The sequence below is a fragment of the Pseudoalteromonas sp. 0303 genome, from assembly GCF_013349995.1.
Taxonomy (GTDB): domain Bacteria; phylum Pseudomonadota; class Gammaproteobacteria; order Enterobacterales; family Alteromonadaceae; genus Pseudoalteromonas.
The window spans coordinates 1-3,327 of the sequence record NZ_JABVXF010000078.1 but is presented as its reverse complement, the minus strand read 5'-3'; the positions used below and the strand labels follow the sequence as shown (position 1 = coordinate 3,327).

The window sequence follows — 3,327 nt, the reverse complement described above, 5'->3', positions numbered from 1 at the left end:
TTAAAGCCAAAGCGCGCGTGTAAATCAGCAACATGAATAAAGCGCACTGTTTGGTTACTGGCTGTGTCATTACATTGTTCGCCAATGGTTTTACTGGCTGCAGGAATTGTGCGAGACATTAAAGCAAAGCTACCAAATTCTGTAATAGCACTGACTGCAAATCCATCATTGCTTTGTTCTGTACTGAGAGTTTGCCATTGCTCATCGATTAACTGCACTATGCTAAAAGCAAGGTTGGTTTGTTCATCTGGTAATTTAATCGCTAAACTTAATGGCTCAGCAAATATCAGGTTATTAGGGCGAAAGGTATGAATACTCGAGACAATACCTTGCTCCATATCTGTGCTTGAGGCGGCTGTTTCAGTGTAAGTAAACGTGGTGTCTGTCGTAACCGTGTTACTTATTGCATTAAGTGTGACATCGCCTTGTGCGAATTCAGCTGATAAGCCATTTTCGACAGAAATAATTAAACCAGACTGATCAGGAACAGTTGCGACTTCTTTTGTTGTTTTATCGCCACCACATGCTGTCAGTAATAAGCTAGTCAGAATAATGACCAGTAGTTGAGTGTTAGAGCGCACTTACTCAGTTCCTTTGCAAACCAAATTAATATCAGAATATAGTATCAGTTTTGAGGACGCAGAGGGAATAGGGGAGAGAGAAATTCCCCGCAGCGGGCGCTACGGGGAATAAGTATTATTGCTTTTCAGCTGTCACTTCTAGCTCTTCAGCTAGGATGTGCTCAGTAGTTTGTGGCTCGTGTTGACCTTCAGCACCGTGCATCCAAGCAACTAGTTTGTCACTTAGTAAGTACATGATCACAGCAGAAAGAACCGCTGTTGCGCCTAAACCAATGAAGATACCCATCGCGTTGTCTAACGCTTCTTCACCTTCACCTAGGAAAGAACCTACGAAACCTGCAATCTTGTTTGCAACCGCTGTACATAGGAACCAAATACCCATAAGCATTGAAGCTAAACGTAGAGGTGCAAGTTTACTTACCATAGATAGGCCAATTGGAGATAAACATAACTCACCTAGGGTGTGGAATAAGTAGAATAAAACTAACCACATCATGCTGATTTGTAGGTGCTCACCCTGACCTTGTGTCATAAGCGCTAGGATCATAGTGATGAAACCAAGTGCTAAGAAAATAAGTGCAATAGCAAACTTAACCGGTGAATTTGGTTCACGTTTATCAAGTTTCAACCAAATGATGGCAACTAATGGTGCAAAAACAATGATGAAAATTGAGTTTAAAGATTGGAACCAAGAAGCTGGTACTTCAAAACCAAGTAACATACGGTCTGTGTAATCGTTAGCGAAAAGGTTCATTAAACCACCCGCTTGTTCAAAGCCCATCCAGAAGATGATGCTGAATACACTCATAGTAAAGATAACTTTAATACGGTCAGTTTCAACTTTAGTTAGTGGCTCTTTAGTGTTTGATTCAGACTGTGCTTGAGAAAGCTTAGCAGAAGGCACAACACCGATATCCCCTAAGTATTTGTTGCTTAATGCAAGCTGTAAAAGTACAGATAACACCATACCAACACCGGCTACGATGAAGCCCCATTGCCAGCCCATTGCAGCTGCAGCATAACCCGCAACTAGAGGACCTAATGCACCACCTAGGTTGATACCCATATAGAAGATAGTGAACGCGCCATCACGACGTTGATCACCTTCTTTGTATAGATCACCTACCATAGTTGAGATGTTTGGCTTGAATAAACCGTTACCAATACAAAGAAGTGTTAAACCAATATAGAATACATTCTCTTCTTGGCCAGCTAAGTAGCTGTGTGGGATACCCATAGTGAAATGGCCTGCAGCCATCAATAAACCACCAAGGATAATCGCTTTACGTTGTCCTAATACGTTATCGGCTAACCAACCACCGAATAGTGGGGTGATGTATACAGCCATTGTGAAGGTACCATAAAGGCTTAATGCGTCTGCATTTGACCAACCAAAACCACCTTCTTGTACAAGCGCTACTAAGTATAAAACTAAGATGGCGCGCATGCCGTAATAACCGAATCGTTCCCACATTTCTGTGCCGAACAACAGGAATAACCCTTTAGGATGCCCTAAAAAGTCACCTGCTTTAGGTAATGAACTCATATTTACTTCCTAACTCTAAGTTTTTATTTGAGGCCTTATTGTTTTTGCTTTGGTCGTTCTATGTATTTATTTAGTGAACGGGCGGCCATGTTTTTTGATGCAGCTAAGATAATGGTTTGTTGCTCAAGTTTTGTACTTGAAGGAAAGGGACACACCCTTATCCTAGCTACAAGTGCGCTACAGTATACATAGACCTTATGGAGAGGGGAAGAACTTGCGACACTTGCCCCTTGTGATGCGACAGTTAGTAGCTTGCATAAGGCACGACAGGTTTACCCGGGAAAGCCAGTTCGCTATACACCGGATTAAAGTAATAACGAAAGTACAGCTGAGCATAATTCGGCTCGTAAAAGTCAGCTCTATCTAAGTTGATGTAACCACCAAAGAACCAATGAGGCGTGAATCGATACTCAAAACTTGCCCCTAAGTTATACGATAAACCACTGCTGGTATCGCCTTCAAAGTAAGGTACAACACCCGTAACAGCTGTTTGAGTCTCTGCTTGGCCTTGCAAAATAGGGTCGTTCGGGAAAAACGCGATCTCGTCTGTCGTGGTGGTTGACCAAGATACGCCAGCGCGCAGTCGGTATACAAAATTATGTCCAACTCGCTTATCAAAAATCACAGGTAATGAAGCGCCCAAGTAGTTTTGTGGGCTGTAATAGCCACCATGTCCCCAGGTTTCTTCACTTAAATTATACTTGTACGACCAGTGTAATAAGTTAAGGCCTAGACTTAATTCGGTGTTTCTTTCGCGAATATAACGATAATAACTGCCACCCATTAGGCTGTAGCTTTGATTATCTTTTACGTTTTTACCTTGCAAGATTTGATAGTTAGTACTGCCCCAAAAACCCCAATCTAGGCCAAGGTCATGAGATAGACTAAGTTGTAATTGCGTAGCTCTAACACCGCCCCATACTTGGTTGGTAAAGACATCTTCAAGTCCTGCGTAAGATAATACAGAGCTGGTAACCGGGCGTTTATTAAACGTAACGCCATAACCAAAGTCGCCTAAATCACCATTGTAATTAACGCCCCACACGATATCTTCTACTAAAAAGCCAAGTGGAGTGGTACCAACATCAATGCGCCATTGCTCGTTTTGCCAAGCAAGGCCAACATCCATACCTTGTTGCTTTGGTTTTATACTTAAAAGTGGGCAGTCAAAAATACACAGGGCTCCTTGACCATAGCGGC

At 42.4% G+C, this 3,327-nt stretch carries 2 protein-coding genes and 1 pseudogene; all 3 read right to left on the bottom strand.

Features of this window, described 5'->3' with window-relative positions:
• A pseudogene (locus HUS62_RS22110) lies at positions 1 to 581 on the bottom strand (metallophosphatase); the annotation flags it as partial.
• A 115-nt stretch (positions 582 to 696) separates the two neighbouring features.
• Positions 697 to 2,127 carry a peptide MFS transporter gene (locus HUS62_RS22105; protein WP_063527708.1) on the bottom strand — a complete coding sequence of 477 codons (1,431 nt, stop codon included), beginning with the start codon at positions 2,125 to 2,127 and terminating at the stop codon, positions 697 to 699.
• Between the two features lie 244 nt (positions 2,128 to 2,371).
• The coding region (locus HUS62_RS22100; RefSeq protein ID WP_175081172.1) for a cellulose synthase subunit BcsC-related outer membrane protein at positions 2,372 to 3,327 on the bottom strand (956 nt) is incomplete at its 5' end.

Excerpts from the sequence above, each read along its gene's own strand:
- HUS62_RS22105 (WP_063527708.1), bottom strand. The coding sequence starts at position 2,127 with ATGAGTTCATTACCTAAAGCAGGTGACTTTTTAGGGCATCCTAAAGGG.